Origin of the sequence: Dactylosporangium sp. NBC_01737, assembly GCF_035963215.1 — a bacterium.
In the GTDB taxonomy this organism is placed as follows: Bacteria; Actinomycetota; Actinomycetes; order Mycobacteriales; family Micromonosporaceae; genus Dactylosporangium.
In genome coordinates this window covers 3,989,098-4,010,842 of the sequence record NZ_CP109153.1, presented here as the reverse complement: position 1 = coordinate 4,010,842, position 21,745 = coordinate 3,989,098, and the positions used below count along the sequence as shown (strand labels likewise).

19 protein-coding genes and 1 tRNA gene are annotated in these 21,745 nt (G+C 72.5%); 11 read left to right on the top strand and 9 right to left on the bottom strand.

Annotated features, from left to right (window positions below; translation table 11 throughout):
* Nucleotides 1-243 precede the first annotated feature (243 nt).
* From OHA72_RS18130 to aceE, 6 genes are all read right to left on the bottom strand, one after another.
* Nucleotides 244-645 (bottom strand): hypothetical protein, encoded by a 402-nt coding sequence (locus OHA72_RS18130; RefSeq protein WP_327008994.1) that lies wholly within the window; start codon nucleotides 643-645, stop codon nucleotides 244-246.
* Between the two features lie 412 nt (nucleotides 646-1,057).
* Nucleotides 1,058-1,795, bottom strand: a complete 738-nt coding sequence (locus OHA72_RS18125) for an ABC transporter permease (RefSeq protein WP_327008993.1) — start codon at nucleotides 1,793-1,795, stop codon at nucleotides 1,058-1,060.
* A gap of 3 nt (nucleotides 1,796-1,798) precedes the next feature.
* On the bottom strand, nucleotides 1,799-2,680 hold the full coding sequence (locus tag OHA72_RS18120; RefSeq protein WP_327008992.1) for an ABC transporter ATP-binding protein: 882 nt from the start codon (nucleotides 2,678-2,680) through the stop codon (nucleotides 1,799-1,801).
* The gene (locus OHA72_RS18115) at nucleotides 2,680-3,006 is read right to left on the bottom strand and encodes a transcriptional regulator (RefSeq protein WP_327008991.1); all 327 of its coding nucleotides are present in this window, start codon (nucleotides 3,004-3,006) and stop codon (nucleotides 2,680-2,682) included. Before OHA72_RS18115 ends, OHA72_RS18120 begins: the two co-directional genes overlap by 1 nt.
* Nucleotides 2,999-3,664, bottom strand: coding sequence for a transporter (locus OHA72_RS18110; RefSeq protein WP_327008990.1), 666 nt, complete (start codon nucleotides 3,662-3,664; stop codon nucleotides 2,999-3,001). Before OHA72_RS18110 ends, OHA72_RS18115 begins: the two co-directional genes overlap by 8 nt.
* 81 nt (nucleotides 3,665-3,745) lie before the next feature.
* Nucleotides 3,746-6,490 (bottom strand): pyruvate dehydrogenase (acetyl-transferring), homodimeric type, encoded by a 2,745-nt coding sequence (gene aceE / locus OHA72_RS18105; RefSeq protein WP_327008989.1) that lies wholly within the window; start codon nucleotides 6,488-6,490, stop codon nucleotides 3,746-3,748.
* A gap of 250 nt (nucleotides 6,491-6,740) precedes the next feature.
* Here aceE and OHA72_RS18100 point away from each other — a divergent pair, with 250 nt between their 5' ends.
* The 5 genes from OHA72_RS18100 to OHA72_RS18080 all read left to right on the top strand — a co-directional run bounded on the left by OHA72_RS18100 (nucleotide 6,741) and on the right by OHA72_RS18080 (nucleotide 11,684).
* Nucleotides 6,741-7,196, top strand: a complete 456-nt coding sequence (locus OHA72_RS18100; RefSeq protein WP_327008988.1) for a hypothetical protein — start codon at nucleotides 6,741-6,743, stop codon at nucleotides 7,194-7,196.
* Between the two features lie 13 nt (nucleotides 7,197-7,209).
* Nucleotides 7,210-7,623, top strand: a complete 414-nt coding sequence (locus OHA72_RS18095) for a YjbQ family protein (RefSeq protein WP_327008987.1) — start codon at nucleotides 7,210-7,212, stop codon at nucleotides 7,621-7,623.
* Between the two features lie 49 nt (nucleotides 7,624-7,672).
* Nucleotides 7,673-8,116 (top strand): NUDIX hydrolase, encoded by a 444-nt coding sequence (locus tag OHA72_RS18090; RefSeq protein WP_327008986.1) that lies wholly within the window; start codon nucleotides 7,673-7,675, stop codon nucleotides 8,114-8,116.
* Between the two features lie 66 nt (nucleotides 8,117-8,182).
* Complete coding sequence (locus tag OHA72_RS18085; protein WP_327008985.1) at nucleotides 8,183-11,146, top strand: transketolase C-terminal domain-containing protein; 2,964 nt, start codon at nucleotides 8,183-8,185, stop codon at nucleotides 11,144-11,146.
* Nucleotides 11,147-11,252: 106 nt separating this feature from the next.
* Nucleotides 11,253-11,684 (top strand): DUF3052 domain-containing protein, encoded by a 432-nt coding sequence (locus tag OHA72_RS18080; RefSeq protein ID WP_033362448.1) that lies wholly within the window; start codon nucleotides 11,253-11,255, stop codon nucleotides 11,682-11,684.
* 515 nt (nucleotides 11,685-12,199) lie between these two features.
* On the opposite strand, the gene OHA72_RS18075 is transcribed toward OHA72_RS18080, so the two are convergent.
* The gene (locus OHA72_RS18075; protein WP_327008984.1) at nucleotides 12,200-14,953 is read right to left on the bottom strand and encodes an Hsp70 family protein; all 2,754 of its coding nucleotides are present in this window, start codon (nucleotides 14,951-14,953) and stop codon (nucleotides 12,200-12,202) included.
* A 47-nt stretch (nucleotides 14,954-15,000) separates the two neighbouring features.
* On the opposite strand from OHA72_RS18075, the gene OHA72_RS18070 reads away from it, so the two are divergent.
* The 3 genes from OHA72_RS18070 to OHA72_RS18060 all read left to right on the top strand — a co-directional run bounded on the left by OHA72_RS18070 (nucleotide 15,001) and on the right by OHA72_RS18060 (nucleotide 16,454).
* Nucleotides 15,001-15,465 (top strand): peroxiredoxin, encoded by a 465-nt coding sequence (locus OHA72_RS18070; RefSeq protein WP_327008983.1) that lies wholly within the window; start codon nucleotides 15,001-15,003, stop codon nucleotides 15,463-15,465.
* 86 nt (nucleotides 15,466-15,551) lie between these two features.
* A tRNA-Val gene (locus tag OHA72_RS18065) sits at nucleotides 15,552-15,623 on the top strand.
* Between the two features lie 375 nt (nucleotides 15,624-15,998).
* Entirely contained in the window at nucleotides 15,999-16,454 is a 456-nt protein-coding gene (locus OHA72_RS18060) for a hypothetical protein (RefSeq protein WP_327008982.1), read from the top strand.
* Nucleotides 16,455-16,505: 51 nt separating this feature from the next.
* On the opposite strand, the gene OHA72_RS18055 is transcribed toward OHA72_RS18060, so the two are convergent.
* Entirely contained in the window at nucleotides 16,506-17,279 is a 774-nt protein-coding gene (locus OHA72_RS18055; protein ID WP_327008981.1) for an aldo/keto reductase, read from the bottom strand.
* Between the two features lie 29 nt (nucleotides 17,280-17,308).
* Between OHA72_RS18055 and OHA72_RS18050 the strand changes: the two genes are divergently transcribed.
* The 3 genes from OHA72_RS18050 to OHA72_RS18040 all read left to right on the top strand — a co-directional run bounded on the left by OHA72_RS18050 (nucleotide 17,309) and on the right by OHA72_RS18040 (nucleotide 21,241).
* Entirely contained in the window at nucleotides 17,309-18,511 is a 1,203-nt protein-coding gene (locus OHA72_RS18050) for a Rieske 2Fe-2S domain-containing protein (protein ID WP_327008980.1), read from the top strand.
* Between the two features lie 40 nt (nucleotides 18,512-18,551).
* Nucleotides 18,552-19,898 carry a GH1 family beta-glucosidase gene (locus OHA72_RS18045; protein ID WP_327008979.1) on the top strand — a complete coding sequence of 449 codons (1,347 nt, stop codon included), beginning with the start codon at nucleotides 18,552-18,554 and terminating at the stop codon, nucleotides 19,896-19,898.
* A 65-nt stretch (nucleotides 19,899-19,963) separates the two neighbouring features.
* Complete coding sequence (locus OHA72_RS18040) at nucleotides 19,964-21,241, top strand: HEAT repeat domain-containing protein (RefSeq protein WP_327008978.1); 1,278 nt, start codon at nucleotides 19,964-19,966, stop codon at nucleotides 21,239-21,241.
* Here OHA72_RS18040 and OHA72_RS18035 read toward each other — a convergent pair.
* Nucleotides 21,236-21,733 (bottom strand): hypothetical protein, encoded by a 498-nt coding sequence (locus tag OHA72_RS18035; protein ID WP_327008977.1) that lies wholly within the window; start codon nucleotides 21,731-21,733, stop codon nucleotides 21,236-21,238. The genes OHA72_RS18040 and OHA72_RS18035 overlap by 6 nt on opposite strands.
* Between the last annotated feature and the right edge of the window lie 12 nt (nucleotides 21,734-21,745).

Below are 21,745 nucleotides of genomic sequence, written 5' to 3'. Positions count from 1 at the left end.
CCGCACAAAGCCGGCGGCCGATCCTCTCGGGGGGACCGGCCGTTGCCGTGTGCGCACCCCGTACCCACCGAGCGGCGGTGGTGCCCGAGCACGCTAGGCTTCGGAAAAGATTCACGTGCAGAATTCATGTCGCTGCCCAACGTAGCGCCGGTGTAGCCCTACGTCGACCCCTGTAACTCGGCCGAGTTACTCAACGGTTGCGTGTCTACCTACTCATAGTTGAGTGTTGATCTACCGAAAAGATCAGTAACTGACAGACACGTCGACGGTTGTCACTACCCTTCGGACGCCGTCGCTGATCTTGCGATCGGGCACCTCGGTCGGCTCCGCCGCCGGGTCGACCCGCATGATCCGGCCACCCTCGGGCAGCCGGACACCGCGCGCGGCGAACAGCGCCGTCAACGCACCATAGATGAACTTCTCCACCTGGTCGGCCTCGGCCCATGCCTGCAGCCCGATACGCCAGCGCACCTGCCGGGCCCAGGGCAGCCGCGAGCGGGCCGGCTCCCCCACCGCCTCCACGAGCAGCACCGGCAGGCTCCCGCCCAGGTCATCGGGGCGCTCGGTCACCAGGGTCGCGCCGGACAGGTGGTGCTGGGCACGCAGGTATGCCACCACGAGCCCGACCGCGTCCAGTTGTGCCACGGCCGTCACCGCCCCCTCGGCAAGGCGCCCGACCTCACGCGTCCTGCCCCCCGTCACCGTCGCCGCCACTCCTGGCCGTTTCCCTCGTGAGTTCCCTCTCGATGTGAACGGCAACCGCACCGCCAGGTCGCGGTACCAAAGATACATTTCATGTTCCCTGAAGAAAGGATTCACCGGCGATCGGAGAAACGGTGCGTCCAGCTCGATGGTTCGGCAATTTCCGGCCGTGGGCTGTCGGCACCTCGACATCGCCTCGGCCTGCACTGTCGCAGGCCTGCCTCTCCAGGCTAGCGACCAGGGAAGATCCCTTGTGCGCGAAACGCCGGAATCAAGGTAATGATGTTCTTTGTGACACACATCGGCGCCCTCCAATCGGCGGTGGAACACCGATTGGAGGGCGCCGATGCGCGGATCAGCTGAAGCGGGATCCCTCGTCGCGGCGGTACGCCCAGGCCGCCAGGGCCGCCGCCGCAACCGTCCAGACGGCCAGGGCGACCATCGCGGTGGTCGATACCTGAAAGTCGCCGACGGCGGCCCAGACCAGCTCGACGGCGCCGCGGGTCGGCAGGTACGGCGCGATCGTCTCGACGAAGCCGGGGGCGTCGCCCGGCGCGGAGAGCAGCCCGCCGCCGAACGCGAGCGGGAAGAAGATGATCTGCGCGACGGCGAGCGCGGCCTTGGTCGGCAGGGCGTAGCCGATCGCCAGGCCCATGAACGTGAACGGCAGCGCGCTGAGCACCACCGCGCCGAGCGCGAGCAGCAGCTGCGCCGCGCCGGCGGTGGCCGCCGTGAGCGCGGCGCCGATGATGACCACCGGGATCAGCGACAGGAACATGAACGTCAGCCCGGACAGCACCCTGCCCGTGAACGCGGCAGCGGGGCCGGCCGGCAGGGTCCGGCTGAACGGGTCCCACGGCTGCGCGCGGTCCTCGGCGACGCCGACCCCGTAGGTGAACAGGGAGCTGGTCATGACGGCGAACAGGACCATCGACGCGGTCGCGTAGGTGGCGCCGACGGCGTCGTCACCGGCGAACGGCACGACGAAGAACAGCATCGACGCGGCCGGGAAGAACGCCCCGCCGACGACCGCGACGGGGATGCGGATGGTCTCCAGGATGCGGAACCGGGCGTGGGTGAGTGCCAGTGACATTGGTCAGCTTCCAGTCTTCGAACCGGTCAGGGTCAGGAACGCCTCTTCGAGGGTGGTCGGCTGGACCTGCAGCCCGTGGAACGGCACGCCGGCCAGGACGAGGTCACGCACCAGCTGGTCGGCGTCAGGGGTGAGCAGGGAGGTGCGGCCGTCGGCGTGCTCGACGCCCACGACGCCGGGCAGGTCGGGAAGGTCGGCCGCCGCGACGCTGACCCGGTGGATGCCGACCATGCCGCGGATCGCCGCGACGGTGTCGTCGGCGAGGACCCGGCCGCCGCCGATGACCACGACCCGGTCCGCGAGGGCCTCGATCTCCTCCAGGTAGTGGCTGGTGAGCACGACGGTGCCGGTCCGGCCGTAGCCGCGGATGTAGGACCACAGCTCGCGGCGGGCCTGCACGTCCAGGCCGGTCGTCGGCTCGTCCAGGAAGACCAGCTCGGGGCGGCCGACGAAGGCCAGCGCGACGGCCAGGCGGCGCTTCTGCCCGCCGGACAGCCCGCCGGTCTGCCGCCGGGCCACCTCGGCCAGGCCGAAGTCCTCCAGGAGCTCACCGGCCGGGACCGGGTCGGCGAAGTGGGCCGCGACGAACGCCACGCACTCGCTGACCCGCAGCGTCGCGGGCAGGCCGGTCTCCTGCGGCGTCACCCCGATCCGGCGCCGGTTGGCCGGGTCGCGGGGGTCGCCGCCGAAGAGCTCAGCGGTGCCGCTCGTGGGGCGGCGCAGGCCGACGAGCAGGTTGATGAGCGTCGACTTGCCGGCGCCGTTGGGGCCGAGCAGGCCGACGACCCCGCCGGCGGGGATGTCGAGGCTGACGCCGTCGAGCGCGAGGCGGGCATCGGCGCCGGCGCCGTAGCGGCGGGTGACGTCGACGGTGCGGGCGAGCATCAGGTCTCCTTCGAGGGGGTGGCAGAGGGGGCGGCAGGGGGGTCGAGGAGGGCGCGGACCGCGGCGGTGTAGTCGTCGAATGCGACCCGCCCGCGGGCGCTCAGCGCGGCCGAGGTGGTCGGGGTGCGACCCCGGAAGGACTTGGCGACGTCGACGTAGCCGGCCTGCTCGAGCTTGGTCAGGTGGACCGACAGGTTGCCGGCGGTCATGTCGAGGATCTGCTGCAGGCGCGGGAAGGTCATCCGGTCGCCGTCGGGCAGGCCGGACAGCGCGGCCATGATGCGCAGTCTCGCCTGGGCGTGGATCACCGGGTCGAGGTCAGCCACGCCGGCGTCCGTCCGGCTGGGCGCTGCGGCGTCCGCGGAGCCACAGCAGCACGCCGAGCAGGCACAGGCCGCCGCCACCGCCGAGCGAGACCAGCAGCGAGTGCCAGCCGGGGCCGAGGGCGACGCCGGCGATGTTGATGACGGTGAGCCACGCGCCGAGGACGAACATGTCGCGTGACAGCCAGATCGCCGAGCCGGCCATGTACATGACGGCGACGGTGCCGACGGAGACCGACGCCCACAGCAGTCCCCGCTCCTGATCCGGCAGGAGCGGGGCGAAGCGGCCCAGGGTGCTGCCGACCCCGGCGAACGCGAGGAACCAGGACAGCCCGTAGGCCGTGCCCTGCCACGACGAGCGGCCCTCGACGCCACGGCCGCGCCGCACGGAGACCCCGACGGTGGACACCATGGCGAGGGCCATGCATACGAACAGCACGACCAGGGGCAGCCAGTCCGGCAGGCCGACGAAGATCCGCCCGTCCGGGCCGTAACGCAGGAACAGCAGGCCGTAGCCGACCAGCCACGCCACGCCCCAGGGCAGGTAGTAGGCGAGCGGGTTGAGCCCGACGCGACTGGTGACGGCCGCCTGCTCCTGCTGGATGAGCGCCAGGGACTCGGCGGGTGAGGCGGGTGGTGCGTCGTCGTCGACGGGCGTCATGCAAAGAACTTTATGCGATAAACCTCTTTGCCGAAAGAGAGGGGGACCGGATGCCCGGTCCCCCTCCGCGTGCCGCGGGTGCTACGAGTCGCCGCCGGTCTCGCCGACCGGGGCGGCGTTGACGTCGTCGATCGCGTACTTCTTCGCCGCCTCGGCCGGTGCCGACGCCGGGACCTCGCCACGGCGGGCGAGCTGGCGCAGCGTGGCGACCACGATCGACTCGGCGTCGACGTGGAAGTGCCGGCGCAGCGCGTGCCGGGTGTCGGACATGCCGAAACCGTCGGTGCCCAGCGACGTGTAGTCGTTGGGTACCCAGCGGGCGATCAGGTCCGGCACGGCCCGCATGAAGTCGGAGACCGCGATGACCGGGCCCTCCGCACCTTCCAGGGCCTCGGTGATGTACGGCACACGCGGCTCGTCGCCCGGGTGCAGCAGGTTGTGCTCCTCGGCCACGACCGCGTCGCGGCGCAGCTCGGTCCAGGACGTCGCGGACCACACGTCGGCGGCCACGCCCCACTCCTCCGCCAGGAGCTTCTGCGCCTTCAGCGCCCACTGCATGCCGGTGCCGGAGGCGAGGATCTGCGCCTTCGGGCCCTCCTGCACCGTCGCGGGCAGGTACCGGTAGAGCCCCTTGAGCAGCCCCTGCACGTCGAGCTCGGCGGGCTCGGCCGGCTGGAAGATCGGCTCGTTGTAGACCGTCAGGTAGTAGATGAGGTCCTCGGGCTGCTCGCCGTACATCCGGCCGACCGCGTGCTCGGTGATGTGCGCGATCTCGTAGCCGAACGCGGGGTCGTAGGCCACCACGGCCGGGTTCGTCGCCGCGATGAGCAGCGAGTGGCCGTCCTCGTGCTGCAGGCCCTCACCGTTGAGCGTGGTCCGCCCGGCGGTGGCGCCCAGCAGGAAGCCGCGCGACATCTGGTCGGCGGCCGCCCAGATGCCGTCGGCGGTGCGCTGGAAGCCGAACATGGAGTAGAAGATGTAGACCGGGATGATCGGCTCGCCGTGGGTGGCGTAGCTGGTCGCGGCGGCCGTGAACGAGGCGACCGAGCCGGCCTCGTTGATCCCCTCGTGCAGGATCTGCCCGCTGGTGGACTCCCGGTAGCTCAGGAACAGCTCCCGGTCGACCGGCGTGTAGTTCTGCCCGTGCGGCGAGTAGATCTTCGCGGTCGGGAAGAGCGAGTCCATGCCGAAGGTGCGGGCCTCGTCGGGGATGACCGGCGCCCAGCGCCTGCCCATGCCCTTGTCGCGCATCAGGTCCTTGAGCATGCGGACGAACGCCATCGTCGTGGCGACCTTCTGCTTGCCCGAGCCCCGCTTGATGTCGCCGTACACCGACGACTCCGGCAGCTTCAGGTCCACGTGGCTGGTGCGCCGGTTGGGCACCGGGCCACCCAGCTCCGCCCGGCGCTGCAGCATGTACTGCATCTCGTCGGACTTCTCGTCGGGCCGGTAGTACGGCACCGCGTACGGGTTGTCGCCGATCGCGCTGTCGGGGATGTCCAGGTAGAGCCGGTCGCGGAAGTCCTTGACGTCCTGCAGGGTCAGCTTCTTCATCTGGTGGGTCGCGTTGCGGCCCTCGAAGTGCGACCCCAGCGTCCAGCCCTTGATCGTCTTGGCCAGGATGACCGTCGGCTGGCCGGTGTGCTCGGTCGCCGCCTTGTACGCCGCGTACAGCTTGCGGTAGTCGTGGCCACCCCGCTTGAGCTGCCAGATCTGGTCGTCGGAGAGGTGCTCGACCATCTTGCGGGTGCGCGGGTCACGGCCGAAGAAGTGCTCCCGCACGTACGCGCCCGACTCGGCCTTGAACGTCTGGTAGTCACCGTCGGGGGTCACGTTCATGAGGTTGACCAGCGCGCCGTCGGTGTCGGCGGCCAGCAGCGGGTCCCACTCCCGGCCCCAGACGACCTTGATCACATTCCAGCCGGCGCCGCGGAAGAACGCCTCGAGCTCCTGCATGACCTTGCCGTTGCCGCGGACGGGGCCGTCCAGGCGCTGCAGGTTGCAGTTGATGACGAACGTGAGGTTGTCCAGCTCCTCGCGGGCGGCCACGCCGATCGCGCCGATCGACTCCGGCTCGTCCATCTCGCCGTCGCCGAGGAACGCCCATACGTGCTGCTGGCTGGTGTCCTTGAAGCCGCGGTTGTGCAGGTAGCGGTTGAACCGCGCCTGGTAGATCGCGTTGATGCCGCCCAGGCCCATCGAGACGGTCGGGAACTCCCAGAAGTTCGGCATCAGCCGGGGGTGCGGGTAGCTGGGCAGACCGCCGCCCATGCCGCGGTGCGACAGCTCCTGGCGGAACCCGTCGAGCTGCTGCTCGCTCAGGCGGCCCTCCATGAACGCGCGCGCATACATGCCCGGCGAGGCGTGCCCCTGGAAGAAGATCTGGTCGCCGCCGCCGGGGTGGTCCTTGCCGCGGAAGAAGTGGTTGAAGCCGACCTCGTACAGGCTCGCGGCACTGGCGAAGGTCGAGATGTGACCGCCGACACCGACGTCGGGGCGCTGGGCGCGCTGCACCAGCATCGCCGCGTTCCACCGGATGTAGGCGCGGATGCGCCGCTCCACGTGCTCGTCGCCGGGGAACCAGGGCTCACGCTCCGGCGGGATCGTGTTGATGTAGTCGGTGGTGGTGAGCGGGGGCACGCCGACCTGTCGCTCCCGCGCGCGCTCCAGCAGGCGCAGCATCACGTATCGGGCGCGCTTCGTGCCGCGCTCGTCGATCACTCCGTCCAGCGACTCGACCCATTCGGTGGTCTCCTCCGGGTCGATGTCCGGCAGTTGACTCGGCAGGCCGTCGCTGATCACTGGGCGCTTGCGTTCGGTGGACACAGGCGTTCCTTCTAGGTGTAGGACCGGCCGCGCTGCTGGTAGGACGGCGATGGCCGGTCGGGATGGCCTCGGGGTGTGCGTGTTGAGGCAATGTGTGAGCCCATGTCCCATCCTGCCTGCCCCCAGTGCAATCCGTCACGTCTACGGGGCGTCAACTGCGACGCGCGACACGATACCGGCGGGTAACTTCTGGGTGACAGAACCGCGACTCAGCGATCATCATGGGGAGCCCGTCGGCTACGGTCCGGCCGTGTCCGACAACTCCGCCTGGTGGCTGCTGATCCCCGTGCTCTGCGTCGTGGCCTCGATCGCCACCGTGGTCCTCACGATCGTCTTCGTGGTCCGCCGGACCGTCCGCGGTGCCGTCAGCAGCACGTTCAACAACACGGCCGGCGGCGGGTACCGGCCCGGGACCGGCTCCGGCGCCACGCCCTTCGGGCCGGACTGGACCCCTGACGGCGGCTCCGGCCTCCCCGGCCCGTCCTCCGGGCACCACGGCTCGCACGGCGGGCACGTGCACGGCTGGGGGCACGGCATGGACCACGGTCACCACGGCCACCACGGGCACGACTCCGGCTCGTCCTGGTCGTCGTCGTCCGACTCCGGCTGGTCCTCCTCCAGCGACTCCGGCTCGTCGTCCTCGTCGGACTCCGGCTCGTCCTCGTCGTCGGACTCGGGGTCGTCGTCGTCCTCCTCCAGCGACTGACACACTGTCATCCATGGACTCGGAGGTCATCACCGTCCGTACCGGCGCCCGCCCCGTGGTGCGCGACATCACGGACGAGGCGACACGGTTCGTCGGTGCGCACGCCCCGGACGGCGACGGGCTGCTGCACGTGTTCGTCCCGCACGCCACCGCCGGGATCGCGATCATCGAGACCGGCGCCGGCAGCGACGACGACCTGCTGCGGGCCCTCGACGACGTCCTGCCGGCCGACGACCGGTGGCGGCACCGGCACGGCTCCCCCGGCCACGGCCGGGACCATGTCATGCCGGCGTTCGTCGCGCCGTACGCGACGCTGCCGGTCATCGGCGGGCGGATCGCGCTGGGCACCTGGCAGTCGATCTGCCTGGTCGACCCCAACGGCGACAACGCCACCCGTCAGGTCCGTTTCAGCTTCCTGCGCGGATGAACCGCGTTTCTGCCGGGCGTCCCGGCCACCAGGCGGGAGGATCACAGGCGTGATCGAGCGTCGCGTCGCCGTCGTGTTCCTCGTCGACCCGCAGGGGCGGGTCCTGATGCAGCACCGCGACTCCCACGCCAAGGTCTCCCCCAACCAGTGGGCGATGCCCGGCGGCAAGATCGAAGAGGGGGAGACGCCGGAGGAGGCCGCCCGCCGCGAGGTGCGGGAGGAGACCGGACTCACCGTAACCACCCTGGAGCACTACGTTACCAGCACGCGACCCTCGGTGACCACCGCCGACGGCCTCGTGGAGATGCATGTGTACTACGCGCCGACCGACGCCACCCAGGACGAGATCGTCCTCGGCGAGGGCCAGGCAATGGTGTTCCTCACACCTGAGGAGGCACTCGCGCTGGACCTCGGCGTGACAGCGGCGCTTCTGGTGCCGGGCTTCCTGGCGTCTTCGCAGTACAGGGCCCTCGCGGAGCGCGGCACGCCGTAACGGCCGCGGCACCCCCGGCCGCATCGGACTGGCAACCGAAGACCAATTTCGGCCATGCTGTCGAGCGTGACCACCCCTCAGGATCTCGACGAGCGGTTCCGCGCGGAGCTCGCCGGGCTCGTCGCCGCCACGGTCATCCGGGATCTCGACGAGCCGGTGCGCGACGACACCGCACTCACCGGCGTGCAGGCCCGGGCGCTGTATGACGCCCAGTGCACCAGCCGCCACCTCGACCTCGCCGCCCGCTGGCTGCGCAGCTTCGACGCCGGCTACTACACGATCGGCTCGTCCGGCCACGAGGGGAACGCGGCCGTCGCCGCGGCGCTGCGCCCGACCGACCCCGCCCTGCTGCACTACCGCTCCGGCGGCTTCTACTGCATGCGCGCCGCGCAGGTCCCCGGCAGCGACCCGATCCGCGACGTGCTCCGCGGGGTCGTCGCCTCGTCGAAGGACCCGATCGCCGGCGGCCGGCACAAGGTCTTCGGCCACCCCGACCTGCACGTCGTGCCCACCACCTCGACGATCGCCTCGCACCTGCCGCGCGCCGTCGGCGTCGCCTACGCGCTCGGCCGCGGCCGCCGGCGCACCCCGGCCGGCTCCGGCTCCGGTGTCGGCCCGGGCCTCGGCAACAGCCACGGCTGGCCCGGCGACGCGCTGGTCGTGTGCTCCTTCGGCGACGCGTCGGTCAACCACGCCGCCGCGACCGCCGCGTTCAACACCGCCGGCTGGTGCGACCACGTCGGCCTGCGCCTGCCGCTGCTGTTCGTCTGCGAGGACAACTCGCTCGGCATCAGCGTCCGCTCCCCCGACGGCTGGGTCACGGCCGCCCTGAGCAGCCGCCCCGGTGTGCGGTACTACGCCGCCGACGGCTGTGACAGCGCCGCCACCTACGACCGTGCCGCCGAGGCCGCCGCGTGGGTGCGCCGCTTCCGGCGGCCCGCGGTCCTGCACCTCACCACCGTCCGGCTGATGGGTCACGCGGGCGCCGACGCCGAGATGGCGTACCGCTCCCCGGTGGAGATCGCCGCGGACCTGGCCCGTGACCCCCTGGTCCGCACCGCCCGGCTCCTCGTCGAGGCCGGCGTCGCCGCCCCGGCCGAGCTGATGGCCCGCTACGACGAGCTCGGCTGGGACGTGCGCCGGGTCGCGGAGGAGGTCCTCGGCGAGCCGAAGCTGGGCAGCGCCTCCGAGGTGACCGCGCCGCTCGCGCCGCGGCGCCCGGTCCGCGACCTGATGTCCCGGGCGGTCGCCGACGCCGCCGCCGACCTGATCGACGAGGCCGTGGACCCGGACGCGGGCAGCGACATCGGCGACGACCTGGAGTTCGCCGAGGCGCACCGGGCGCGGCCCGTGGCGGAGGACACCGCCGCACCGTCGCCGGCGGCGGCCGTGCCGACCGCGGTGCCGGAGGGCACCGCGCCGGCGGTTTCGGAGGCGGGCGTGTCCGCGGTTTCGGAGGCGGGCACGCCGGCGCACCGTGTCGTGCCGTCGCACCGGGCGCCCTCCGCCGACGACGACGCCCCCGTCCCGGCGCTGCGGTCGTCCGCCGGCGCCGGCCAGCACGCCCTGGACGATCCGTCCGAGGACACCGATGACGCCGCCGGTGGGGACGAGTGGCCGGATCCGGGCACCGGGGCCCTCCCCGCCGAGCCGTTGGACGAGGCGGCCGGCGACCCGGCGGACTCCACCGGCGCCGCGGATGCGGCGGCCTCCGCGGGTCCGGCCGGCGCCGCGGCTCCGGCCGGCGCCGCAGGCTCAGCAGGCGCTTCGGGCCCGGCGTCCGCTGCGGGCCCGGCGTCCGCTGCGGGCCCGGCGTCCGCTGCGGGTCCGCAGGGCGCTTCGGGTTCGCCGGGCGGGGACGATGGTGTGGAGCCCGCCGACAGCGAGCAGCACGCCGACCGGGACGCGCCGGAGCCCGCCGACGACAACCGGGCCAACGGCAACGGCCACCCGCCGACCCGCGCGGCGGCGTTCAACGGGCGGCTGCCCGAACGCGCCGGCCCGCTCACCCTCGCGCAGACCATCAACGCCGCCCTGACCGACGCCATGCTCGCGTACCCGCAGATGGTGGTCTTCGGCGAGGACGTGGCCGCCAAGGGTGGCGTCTACGGGGTGACGAAGGGCCTGCGGGACCGTTTCGGCGCCACCCGCGTCTTCGACACACTGCTGGACGAGACGTCGATCCTCGGGCTCGGCCTCGGCGCCGGCCTGGCCGGGATGCTGCCCGTGCCGGAGATCCAGTACCTGGCGTACCTGCACAACGCCGAGGACCAGCTGCGCGGCGAGGCCGCCACCATGCAGTTCTTCTCCCAGGGCGCGTACCACAACCCGATGGTCGTGCGGGTCGCCGGGCTGGCGTACCAGCAGGGCTTCGGCGGGCACTTCCACAACGACAACGCCCTCGCCGTGCTGCGCGACATCCCGGGCCTGGTCGTGGCCGCGCCCGCCCGGGCCGAGGACGCCGCGCCGATGCTGCGCACCTGCCTGGCCAGCGCCGTCGTCGACGGCAGCGTCGTGGTGTTCCTGGAGCCGATCGCGCTGTACCACACCCGCGACCTGCACACGGACCGCGACAACTGGTGGCTGTCGGAGTACGCGCCGCCGAGCGAGTGGTCGGCGATCCACGTGCCGATCGGCCGGGCCCGCGCCTATCACAGCGGCCCGAACGACGACCTGACGATCATCACGTTCGGCAACGGCGTGCGGATGTCGCTGCGGGCCGCGGCCCGGCTGTCCGAGGAGGGCGTGAGCTGCCGGGTCGTCGACCTGCGCTGGCTGTCGCCGCTGCCCGTGGGCGACATCATCAAGCACGCCTCCGACACCGGCCGGGTCCTCGTCGTCGACGAGACCCGCCGCTCCGGCGGTGTCGGCGAGGGGATCATCGCCGCGCTCGTCGACGCCGGCTACGTCGGCGTGGCCCGCCGGGTGGCCGCCGTCGACTCGTTCGTGCCGCTCGGACCCGCCGCCAACCACGTCCTGGTCTCCGAGGAACAGATCGTCCAGGGAGCAAAATCGCTGTTGGCCCGGTAGTTTGGACCTTTAGTTTTTCGATCGCATCGGTGCGCCACTTGCGTTGACGGCCCGTACTGTGTGGACTACGCGCTAACAGTGGTGTTGCGACAGGAGGCAGTGGACAGTGAACGCGACCGCGGGTCAGGCCGAGGTGAAGAGCCTGGCGGACCGGTTCGGCGTCGAACCGGGCATGGTCGTTATGGAGATGGGGTACGACGACGACGTCGACCAGGATCTCCGCGACGTCCTGATCGACCGGTGCGGGGACCTGGTTGACGAGGAGACCGACGAGGTCGTCGACGTTGTGCTGCTGTGGTGGCGCGACGACGACGGTGACCTGGTCGAGACGCTCATCGACGCGCTGGGCCCGCTCGCGGACAACGGCGTGGTGTGGCTGCTCACCCCGAAGGCCGGCCGTCCCGGGCACGTCGAGCCGAGCGATATCAACGAGTCGGCTCCCACCGCCGGGTTGCAGCAGACCTCGACGGTCAACGCCGGCAAGGACTGGACCGCGGCGCGCCTGGTCGCGCCGCGCGCCGCGAGGTCCCGCCGCTAGTCGCCAGCCGGTCGGTGTGCTCGCCGGCGTCTGCTCCCGCGAGGGAGGAGCCGAAGGCGAGCCAGACCCAGCCCGATCCCGCCGGCGACGGCGAGGTGCTCGGGCCGATGCTTTCTGCGCACATCTGCGGCATTGCCGCTACGAGCCTCCGGTCACCACCGGGACGGCGCACCCCTGGCACCGTCCGGGCCGGGTGCCGGATGGCGTGCGGGCTCGTCGCGATGATCACGGAACCTCCCGGGCGCCGGCCCGGTGGCGGTCCGGGCGCACCCGGCGCGGTTCCTGCCGCGAGCGACCGGCACCAGGCCGACATCGCATCCGCTTCGCGCGCCGGCCACGGAGGCTGAGCGCTGCAATGGCGCCCGATGCCCTGATCACGGAGCTCCGGTGGCGCCCGGCACCCTGCGAAGTTCCGTGATCAGAGCCGGTGGCTGGGCGGGCACGCAACCGCCCCGCGGCGAAGCTCGCCTGCCGGCGCACGGCCCTCCTCCGTGATCACGGCAAGAGGACCGGTGTCAGGTCGACGAGCGGGTCGACGTCGGCTTCCAGGACGGGGTCGCCGTCGGGCTGGTCGAGGTGGTCTTCGACGGGCTCGGCGCGGTGGTCGGGTTGCCGCCGCCCGAGCTGGACGGGGGCTGCCAGACCCGCACCTCCGAGAAGGTGACGTCGGCGGGGTCCCCGGGGGTGAACGCCCCGAGGTTGACCCGGCCGCGCCTGATCAGGTCGTGGGTCTTCGTGCCGAGCTTCGTGCCGTTGACGTACACCGACACCTCGTTGCTGATGACCACCAGGGCCACGTAGGGGTCGCCGGTGACCTTCACGGGCCACGAGGCCAGCTCGTTGTCCTGGCTGGGCGCGAAGTCACCCAGGGCGTGCAGCCGGACCACGCCGTCGCAGACGCCGACCGTGTACCCCTTGTCGCCGGTCCGTGCCCAGATCCCCGCGCAGCCGCTCTCGCGGTGCACCTTCGCCTCGATCCCGACGTCGGCCATCGACACGTTCAGCGGGTCCTTCAGCGTGCAGCCGGTCAGGCCCTGCCGATCCGTCACGACGTGCAGCGCGCTGTCGGTCGCGTCGCAGCGGCCGCCCTCGGACTCGTCCTGCGTGACCCAGAGCTCGTGCAGGCCACGCTGCTGGAACAGCTTCCAGTTGCTGGGCAGCCACGACGGGCGGTCCTCCCGCGGCCTCGCGGGGATCTCCAGCACCTGGCTGGTCGACGTGGGCGTGGGCCCGGACGCCGTGGTCGTCGACGTCGAGGGATCCTGGCCGGCGGTGTTGTCGGTCTTGTTGCCGACCTCCTTGTAGACCACGTAGCCGGCGAGCGCCAGCGCGAGGACCAGGATGCCGACCAGGAACGGGATCGCCACGCTGCGCCGCGGGGCCGGCGGTGGCAGCGGCTCCTCGCGCGGGATCGGCGGCGCATAGTTCATGGGCGTCAGCGACGGCGACACGTACGCCGGCTGCTGCGGCGGCAACTGCTGCGGCGGCGGCACGAACCGCGGCGGCTGCGGCGGCTGGACCGGCGCGTGACCCTGCTGGTAGGCCTGCTGGTGGCCCGCCTGCGGCGCGCCGCGGTGTGCCTGCGGCCCGGCGGGCGGGGTCATCGGACGGATCCGCTGGGTCGCCTCGGCGTCGCCGAACCCGGGACTCACCGGGGCACCGGCCGGGTAGCCGGGCCCGCCGCTCACCGGCGGCGGCGCGCTGACCGGCGCGTTGCTCGCCGGTGGCGCGCTCATCGGCTGGCCACCCATCTGGTGGCCACCCATCGGCGGCGCACTCATGGGCGGCCCGCTCATCGGCGGCCCGCTCATCGGCGGTCCACTCATGGGCGGGCTGCTCATCGGCGGTCCGCTCATCGGGGGGCTGCTCACGGGTGGCGCGCTCATCGGCACGGCACTCACGGGTGCGACACCGCCGGGCGGTGTGCCGGTCCCCTGCTGGAACGCCGCCGCCTGCGCGACCTGGCCTGCCGGGATCCCCTGGGCGCCCGCGGCCGCTGCCGGTCCGCCGGCGCCGTAGACCGCGCCGGCCGCTCCCGCGGCGGCGGCCCCGGCCGCGAACGCTCCGGCCTGGCCTCCTCCGGCCTGGCCTCCTCCAGGCTGGCCTCCCCCGGGCTGGCCTCCCCCGGGCTGGCCTCCCCCGGGCTGGCCCTGACCGGCGGCCGGGACGGCGTGCTGCTGGCCGTCGCCGGGCGGGACGCCGACGTTGACCCAGGCGCGGAGGCTGCCCTCGGCGACCACCATCTCGGGCTGTTCGATGATCGTCGGTGCGACCCCGAGCTCCTTCTGCAGCAGCGTCGCCACCATCGGGATCCGGCTCGAACCGCCGACCAGGAACAACCCGGCGAGCTTGCTGTTGTCCAGCCCGGCCCAGCGGACGACGGCGGCCGTGGTGCGCACGGTCTGCTCCAGCATCGGCCGGGCCAGGTCCTCGAACGCCTCACGGGTGACGTCGACGTCGGCGGCCGCGATCGGCACGTGCAGCCCCGTCGACGGGGTCCGCGACAGCATCTCCTTCGCCACGCGGGCGTCGTCCCACAGCAGCCGCCGGTGCCGGCGGTCCTCGGTGGTCTGCGGGCTCTCCAGCCGCGCCCAGACCGGCGGGTCCTCCAGCTTCCGCTTCGCGTAGTCGACGATCAGCGCGTCGAGGTCGATGCCGCCCAGGTCGTCGATGCCGTCGACGGCCCGCACGTCGAACCCCTCACCCGCGCGGGTCACGACACTCGCGTCGAAGGTGCCGCCGCCGAAGTCATACACGAGCAGACCCTGCTCGGCGGTCAGAGGCTTCTGCAGTACCCCGGCGAAATAGTGCGCGGCGGCAACCGGCTCCGGCATGAGTGCCGGCTGCGGCAGCCCCGCGATCGTCGCGCCCTCGACGAGCGCCAGCCGCCGTGACACGCCCCACGCCGCCGGGTGCGTCAGCGTCACCGCGCCGACCTGCCCACCGGCGACCCGCCGTGCCTCCGACGCGACGTGTGACAGCACCGCCCCGATCAGCGCCGGGACCGTGAACTCCCGGTCGCCGAGCAGCACCGTGCCGTCGTCGATCCGCCGCTTCGGGCTCGCCTCGAACCTGGCCGGGTCGACCCGCGCGGCGTGCACCGCGTCGCGGCCCACGAGAACCTGCCCGTCGGGCTGCGCATAGACGCACGACGGCAGCAACGGCGAACCGTCGAACAGCAAGGGGCGGACCCGCCCATCCGGCCACGCCAGCAGCGCAACGGTATGGGAGGTCCCGAAGTCGATGCCCAGACGCGGACCGGCAGCCATGCGGGCGAGTGTAGGCCCCCGGTACGACACCTGGCATGCTCGTGCCCATGACGGTGGACGTCGGCGGTGAGGCGCCGGACTTCGTACTCAAGGACCAGAACAACCAGGAGGTCCGTCTGTCGGATTTCCGCGGGCGCAAAGCGGTGCTCCTGGTCTTCTACCCGCTCGCCTTCACCGGCACCTGCCAGGGCGAACTCTGCTCCGTCCGCGACAACATCGGCGACTTCCAGTCCGACACCCTGCAGGTGCTCACGGTGAGCGTCGACTCCCCGTACGCGCACAAGGTCTGGGCCGAGCGCGAAGGCTATGACTTCCCTCTCCTGTCGGACTTCTGGCCGCACGGCGCGGTCGCCCAGGCGTACGGCGTCTTCAACGAGACCCGCGGCTTCGCCAACCGCGGCACGTTCCTCATCGACACCGCCGGCATCGTCCGGTTCGCCGAGCAGCACGCCCCAGGCCAGGCCCGCGACCAGGACGCCTGGCGCAACGCGATCGCATCGTTGCAGAGCTGATACACATCCGGTACCGACTGGGGCGGATGAGGCGCGGCAGGTAGCATCCTGGGTACCCGGGTTCGCGTCGCCGTGACAGCAGTTCGGGGCGCGTAGCTCAGTGGAAGAGCACCCGCCTTACAAGCGGGGGGTCGTTGGTTCGAACCCAACCGTGCCCACCGGACCGGTGAACGCCCCCTGCTCACGCAGGGGGCGTTCGCCGTTCCGGTCCGGATTCCTCGCGCAGGCTTCGCCTGCTCCCCAGCAGGGGGTTCCCACCCCGCGGCCCCCCCATGCTCCGCTGCGCTGCGCACACGGGTCACCAGCCTGAGCGTTGGATCGACTTGGTCTCGTCGGGGGTTGCTCCCCGAAGGGGCGCCGTCGGGGTTGCGCATGGGTCGGCATCTTCGCCGTGGGGTGGTTGCCTGGGCGGGTCGCGGAGCGGCGCCACGGGTGGACCCGACGAGCGGGCGGCGGGAGGGTGCGGACGTTCTGCCCGGCTGAACGGCCGACGAGCTGATCACGGGAGGCGGCGGGTGCGCGAAGATGTCGGCGTGGACAGTTGGGTGCCGTTCCGCCGGTCGGACACCGCGAAGGTGGTCGACCTGGTCCGTGCGGTCGCGGACGCCCGTGACCCGGGTGAGCACGGTGAGGGCGTCGAGGTGGTCGTGGAGGCGCCGCGGCTGCGCTGGTGGCGGGCGCTGTTCAACCGGGACGACGCCCTGGCGCAGGCGCGGATCGTGGTGACCCGCGACGGCGGTGAGGTGCGGTTCCCGTTCGACATCCAGCTGGTCACGGCGCACGGCGCGGACGCGGCGCACCGGCTGGGGCGGCGTACCGGGTGGGCCGTCAGCAACTCCAACGGGCTTGCGTTTCTCATCCAGAAGGGGCCGGACCCCGACTTCCCCGAGCTGGTGACCGGCGCGGTCGAGGCCCTGGCGAAGCTGCGCCGCCAGCCCCGCGACGGGGGCTGGCGGGCGCGCGTGGACCGGGCCATCACCAGAAGCTGAGACCCGGCAGACCGGGCCGTCACCAGGGGCCGGGACCCGGCAGACCGGGCGTCACAGGGAGCTGATGGTCTCCAGCTCCTCCGCCGACAGCGAGAACTCCAGCACCGACAGGTTCTCGATCATCCGCTCCCGGCGGGTCGACTTCGGGATGATGACGATGTCGTGGTGCAGCTGCCAGCGCAGCACCACCTGCGGCACCGTCACGTCGTGCGCCGCGGCGATCGCGACCAGCCGCGGGTCCTCCAGGGGCGTGTTCTTCAGCGAGCTGTAGCCCTCCACGACGACCCGGCGGTCGCGCATGTCGGCGAGGAACCGCTCGTCGTGCTGCGCGGGGCTCCACGCGACCTGGTTGACGACGGGGACGTCACCGGTGTCCTTGATGAGCTGGTCGATCAGCGCCGCGTCGTAGTTGCTGACGCCGATCGAGCGGGTCAGGCCGGCGTCGCGGGCCGCCTGGAACGCCTCCCAGGTCGGCACCGACTTCGCCCGCGACGGCGGCCAGTGGATGAGCCACAGGTCGACGAAGTCGACGCCGAGGGCCTTGAGGCTCGCCTCGATCGTCTGGCGCTCCAGGCCGGACTGCGACGGCGGGAGCTTCGTGGTGATGAAGACCTCCGAGCGGTCCACGCCGCTGTCGCGCAGCGCCCTGCCGATCTCCTCCTCGTTGCCGTACATGGTGGCGGTGTCGATGTGCCGGTAGCCGACGTCCAGCGCGGTGCGGGTCGACTCGTACGCCGAGGAGCCGGTGATCTGCCAGGTGCCGAAGCCGATCGTCGGCAGCTGCACCCCCGGGCCGAGCTCGACGGTTGGGATCTCGTGTGCCATGCACCCCATACTGCCCGAGACTGGCGGGCGTGAACTGGGTCCGGGTCGCGAGCTCCGCGCAGGTGTCGGCGCAACCACTCGCCGTGACCGTCGCGGGCGCGCCGCTGGTGCTGCTGCGGCCGGAGCCGGGCGGGCCGGTGGTCGCGTTCGCGGACCGGTGCCCGCACCGGCTCGTCCCGCTGTCCGCCGGGACGTTCGCCGGTGGGGTGCTGCGCTGCTCCTACCACGGCTGGGAGTTCGACCCGGGCGGTGCCTGCGTCGCGATCCCGTCCAACCCGCCGGGCACCGCCGTCCCGCCGCGGGCGGCGCTGCCGGAAGGCCCCGCGGTCCGCGAGGACGCCGGGGAGGTGTGGGTCCGCCGCGAGGACGTCACGGCCCCGGCGCCGGTCGGCGTGCTGTCCAACGTGGACCCCGGGCTGGCCCGTGCCTGGCACCCGGTGGCCCTGCTGTCGGAGCTGCCGTGCCGCGCCACCCTCCTCGGCGAGGAGCTCGACGTGTCCGTCGCGGCGGACGGTGTACGGGTGGAGCCCGCCCCGCACGCGACCGCCGTGCGGTGGGGCCTGGTGTGGGTCGCCCCGGCGGCCCCGCTCGTGGCGCTGTTCGACGACCCCGACACCGAGGACGCCGCGTACGTCGGCGCGTGGCTCCCACCGGCCCGCACGAATGTGAGCGCCGGGATCGTCGCCGACAACTTCCTCGACGTCGCGCACTTCCCGTTCGTGCACGCGGGCACGTTCGGCGCCGGGGAGGAGCGCGTCGTCGCCCCGTACACCATGGACACCGGCGACGACGGCTGCCGCAGCGTGCAGGAGCAGTGGTTCGACAACCCGGAGGACCCGGGGGTCGCCGCCGGGATCCGGCCGGCCCGGCAACGCCGGCGCGCCACCTACGTGCATCGCGCCCCGTTCCAGCTGATGCTGCGCCTGGAGGAGCTCGACGCGGGCGCGGTGAAGACCATCCTGTTCTTCGCCCAGCCGGAGACCCTGACCAGCACCCGCATCTACACCAAGATGCTGCTGCACGGCATCGGCGGCGTCGCCGACCCCGGGCCGGACGTGGTGGCGCGGGAGGTCGCGTTCGAGGAGGCCGTCCTCGCCGAGGACCTGGCCCTGCAGGCCACGATGACGCTGCCGGGCCTGCCGCTGCGCCACCGCGACGAGCTGCACGTGCGCGCCGACCGGCTCGGGGTGGCGCTGCGCCGGACGCTGGCGCGGTACCGCACCACACCGTGAGCCGGTACCGCGCCGCGCCGTGAGCCGGTAGCGTGCGATCATGTCGGACTTTCCAACAGGGTTCCAGTTCGGTGTCTCGACCGCCGCGTACCAGATCGAGGGCGCCGCGGACGAGGACGGCCGCGGCCCGTCGATCTGGGACACGTTCAGCCGCACCCCCGGCACGACCCGGGGCGGCGCCACCGGCGATGTCGCCTGCGACCACTACCACCGGTGGGAGTCCGACCTCGACCTGATCCAGGAGCTCGGCGCCACCGCGTACCGGTTCTCGGTCGCCTGGTCCCGCATCCAGCCGACCGGCGCCGGCCCCGCCAACGCCGCCGGCGTCGCGTTCTACGACCGGCTCGTCGACGGCATGCTCGCCCGCGGCATCGACCCGCTCGTGACGCTGTTCCACTGGGACCTGCCGCAGGCGCTGCAGGACCAGGGCGGCTGGGGCAACCGCGACACGGCGATGCGCTTCGGCGAGTACGCGGAGCTCGTCGGCGAGGCCCTCGGCGACCGGGTGAAGCTCTGGGTGACGCTGAACGAGCCGTACATCCACCTGGTGCTCGGTCACGTCCTGGGCATCCATGCCCCCGGCCAGCAGCTCGGCATGGACCTGCTGCCGGTCATCCACCACCAGCTGCTCGGCCACGGCCTCGCCGTGTCCGCGCTGCGCCGGGTGTCGGCCGCGCCGATCACCCTCGCCAACAACTACTCGCCGGTGTGGCCGAAGAGCGACGCCGAGGACGACCAGATGTCCGCCATGTTCTACGACCTGGTGCAGAACCGGCTCTTCACCGACCCGATCCTGCTCGGCGCGTACCCGCCGGTCGTCGAGGCGCTCAGCACCGCCGACATCGACTCGATCGTGCTCGAAGGCGACCTGCAGGTCATCTCCCAGCCGATCGACGCGCTCGGCGTCAACTACTACAACCCGAGCCTCATCAGCGCCCCGCTGCCCGGTGAGGACCTGCCGTTCAGCCGCCTCGACATCACCGGCTACCCGACGACCGACTTCGGCTGGCCCGTCGTGCCGTCGGCGCTGCGGGACCTGCTGGTGACGCTGCGCGACACGTACGGTGCGAAGCTCCCGCCGATCTGGATCACGGAGAGTGGCTGCTCCTACGCGCCGGTCGACGACCAGTTCCGCATCGACTACCACGCCGGCCACCTCGACGCGGTCCGCGAGGCGATCGCGGCGGGTGTCGACGTGCGCGGCTACTGCGCCTGGTCGCTGCTGGACAACTTCGAGTGGGCCGAGGGGTACGAGCAGCGCTTCGGCCTCGTGCACGTCGACTTCGCGACCCAGGAGCGGACGCGGCGCCGGTCATTCGCGTGGTTCCAGGAGGTTTGCACCTCAGCTGCACCCCGCCCGGACTTGCAGGGCGGACCGACCGGATGACATCGTCGATGCGGGGCAATCCGTAGCGTTGCGCAGGTCAGTTGTGCGCAGCGTTGGGAGTCGTCGTGACCGAGCAATACGCCGGAGCCCTGCTCTACCTGGTCCCGGTCATCGTGGCGGCCGTCGTCGCGTTCGTGGTCACCAGGCCGGAGAAGGACGAGCCGGCCCCGGCCCGGGCGCCGCTGGACGCGATCCCGGCCACCCGGCGGATCCCGGCGCAGCGCAGCTACAGCCCGTCACCTTCGGCGGGGGCTTCGTCGTACGCCGGCGGCAACCGTCGCTCGACGGCGGTGCCCCACCAGTCGCCGACGCTGCTGCACGCCGCGCTCTCCTCGCACCTGGCCGCGGTGTCCCGCACCGCGACCTCCGCCGCCGCGCCGCTGTCGGCGAAGCAGCCGGTGCTGCGCCCGGCCCGGCTCGTGTCGATCCGCCGGCCGCCCGCATCCCCCGGCGGCCCCTGCACCAGTGCCCGCACAAGCAGCCGTGACGCGGTAAACGCGTTGCCCGCGCCGCTCGCGTCCCGCGACGATGACCGCATGCGGGTGGCGGACCTGGTCGTTGCGGCGTGCCAGGCGGACACCGCCGGCGACGAGGACCGCCGCTGGGACATCGTCTGGCACCTGCACCGCCACGGCGGCCGGGACGCCCTCGACGCCGCGGCCCCGCTGCTGGGCGGCGACGCGGCGGCCGGCCGGGCCCTCGCCGCGGACATCCTCTCCCAGCTCGCCGGCGACGCGCTGCACGAACCGGTGCGCCTCCTGCTCGATGCCGTGACCGGGGAACGGGACCCCGCGGTGCTGCATGCCATCGCCGTCGCGTTCGGGCACCGCAAGGATCCCCGCGGCATCGAGCCGCTGCGCCGCCACATCGCGCACGCCGACCCCGAGGTGCGGTACGGGGTCGTGTTCGGGATGCTGGGCCTGCCCGACCGGGCCGCCCTGGACGTGCTCATCGTCCTGTCGGCCGACCCGGACGACAAAGTCCGCGACTGGGCGACGTTCGGCCTGGCCCGCCAGAGCACCGAGGACTTCCCCGCGCTGCGCGCAGCGCTGGTCGCCCGCGTCGACGACCCGGACCTGGAGACGCGCGCCGAGGCGATCCACGGCCTGGCGGTCCGCGGCGACCTCAGGGCCGTCCGGCCGCTGCTGGAGGTACTCGACTCGCCCGTGGACGAGGACCTGGCGTACAACGTGCACGAGGCCCTGTACGCGATCGCCGCGTCGACCGGCGATCCCCGCCTGCGCGCCCACGTCGCCGCGCACCGGGACAGCTGGCTGGCCGACGTGCCCGGCGAGCCGCTTCCCGAGGACCTGCGGGCCGCCCTCGCCCGCTACCCGTCATAGGTGCTGCATGCCGGTCCCGACGTCGATGTGGCTCTGCGGCGACAGGCGCAGCTGCGGCCGCCGGTGGCTGGGCTGCACGGCCTGCTTGCGCCGGCCGACCGTCAGGTGGAAGTTGACCAGGTACGCGCCGTCCTCGCGCCGCAGCGTGGTCAGCCCGAAGTGCTCCCGCATCTCGCACAGCCGGCCGCTGTGGCAGTCGACCCACAGGTGCAGCCCGTTCTCGTCCTTCACGACCGGCGACACGCGGAACGTGACCTGCTCGCCGACGAACGCGGTGCCCCAGTCCGCCGCGTTCCGGCTCGGCGCCTCGCCCTTCATGACCGAGATGTGCGGGCGGGCCGCCGCCTTGAACACCACCCCGGACGCCTCGACCAGCGCGACGAGCCCGGCGTGCGCCTCGGCGGGGACGCTCAGCAGGTACCAGTCGGGCTCGTAGACGACCTCACCCAGCAGCTGCCACGCACCGTCGTAGTCCTCCAGGCGCGTCGACATCGTGGCCTCCCG